This is a genomic window from Pedobacter sp. ASV12 (assembly GCF_016429155.1).
Taxonomy (GTDB): domain Bacteria; phylum Bacteroidota; class Bacteroidia; order Sphingobacteriales; family Sphingobacteriaceae; genus Pedobacter.
Genome location: NZ_JAELUC010000178.1, coordinates 1 through 1,720 on the forward strand (window position 1 = coordinate 1; position 1,720 = coordinate 1,720).

3 protein-coding genes are annotated in these 1,720 nt (G+C 44.4%); 2 read left to right on the forward strand and 1 reads right to left on the reverse strand.

Annotated features, from left to right (window positions below; genetic code table 11):
* On the forward strand, positions 1–200 hold a 200-nt coding region (locus tag JHD69_RS19670), incomplete at its 5' end, for a hypothetical protein (protein WP_199142042.1).
* A gap of 244 nt (positions 201–444) precedes the next feature.
* Here JHD69_RS19670 and JHD69_RS21575 read toward each other — a convergent pair.
* Entirely contained in the window at positions 445–612 is a 168-nt protein-coding gene (locus JHD69_RS21575) for a hypothetical protein (RefSeq protein WP_370583530.1), read from the reverse strand.
* 5 nt (positions 613–617) lie between these two features.
* Here JHD69_RS21575 and JHD69_RS19680 point away from each other — a divergent pair, with 5 nt between their 5' ends.
* On the forward strand, positions 618–1,520 hold the full coding sequence (locus tag JHD69_RS19680) for an RHS repeat domain-containing protein (protein WP_233166087.1): 903 nt from the start codon (positions 618–620) through the stop codon (positions 1,518–1,520).
* Positions 1,521–1,720 lie beyond the last annotated feature (200 nt).

Genomic DNA, 1,720 nt, shown 5'->3' on the forward strand with positions numbered 1-1,720 from the left:
CCCCCCCCCCCCCCCCCCCCCCCCCCCCCCCCCCCCCCCCCCCCCCCCCCCCCCCCCCCCCCCCCCCCCCCCCCCCCCCCCCCCCCCCCCCCCCCCCCCCCCTTTTTCAAGCAGACGACGGCATACGCGATCATGAGTACTGTCTCGTGGGCTCGGAGATGTGTATAAGAGACAGGATATCCTTACGGTTAGGGATTTGATTGTTCAAATGAAATCTAAGATGTACTAATTTTGATTAATTTTCCATATCTAGCGCAAGTCTTATGTGGTGGATAATGGGCAGGCTGATTTATGCCTTTAAATTGGCTATTATGATTTAATAACCGCTATATACAAAAAGCTCCCGCCAATTTGGCAGGAGCTTTTTATTTATTATCTATAAAACGTTCAACGCAAGTTGCCAAACGTTTATCGCACTACGGAATACTCAATTCGCAATACGCATTACACCTTAAACGAATCCTTCAAGCCAACCGTACGGTTAAAAATAAGCTTGCCTGGCGCCGAGTCCTTGTCCAGGCTGAAGTAACCCTTGCGGATGAGCTGATAGCCCAATCCAGTGGTGGCATTGGCCAAATAAGGCTCTATATAAGCCGCCTTGATCACTTCCACGCTGTTTGTTCTGGCGATTAGGGATTGGTAGCGAATGGCAGGACGAATTTGCCGATTTGCCCGACTTGCAACAGACTTTCTATCGGATGTACAATGCGGCATTGGGTAGGTTTGTTGGTGTAGATCCGGTGGCTGAGGCCAGTGAAAGTTTGAGCACCTTTAACTATGCATTAAACAATCCAATTATATTTAATGATCCTTTAGGGGATAAAGCAGCTTTAAACGCTGGAACAGGTGAATATGCCAAATTTTGGGAGCAGGTTTGGCAGAGGTCGGGCTCTGGAGAAAAGGTAGCCTCTTATCATAATTCTGGTGATGGTTATTGGGAAAGCACAGGAGACAATATGGGTTTCAGGGCAATAAGGTCAGATATGTTAAATCCAGATGGATTTTACGATTATCAATTTGAAATTAGCCTCAGGGCTGTATCAATAAACGAAGCACGATCAAATCCTGATTGGTTAGCAGATCGAATGAAAGAAGGACAGAAAAAAGCCGGATTAGATGGAAGTATGTTTTATGGTGCTAGAGTTTATCAAAATAAGATGATGGAGAAAGGTAGTGCTGTGACTTTGCCCGGAATTGGTATAATTATAAACCCACAAGATGTGGGAAATATTGACCTTTTAAGGCATGAGTTCGGGCATATTTTACAGTCTAAGAAAATGACAAAATTTGGTTTTTATGGTATAATAGCCCCAAAAAGCCTGTTTAGCGCGATTAAGCAATCCTATGTTAAGGAATGTTACCATAGAGATTATGTAACGGAAACCACGGCCAACTCGTTATCGTATGAGTTTTTTAATCAGCCATCGGATTGGAATTTTAATAAATTTCCTTTATCTTATCCTATTAATCCTGTTTTGATAGCCCCAAACGATGTTTATAATACACTGTTTAATAATTGATTATGAAAACGTATTTTTTTTCTTTGTTGATTATATTAACATTTCTATCAGCATGTATTTATGATCCTGGAGATGCACGGTTGGAAGTGACAAATATTAGCGAAAATGTATTACATTAGAGTACCTGTCTCTTATACACATCTAAAAATGGGGGGGGGGGGGGGGGGGGGGGGGGGGGGGGGGGGGGGGGGGGGGGGGGG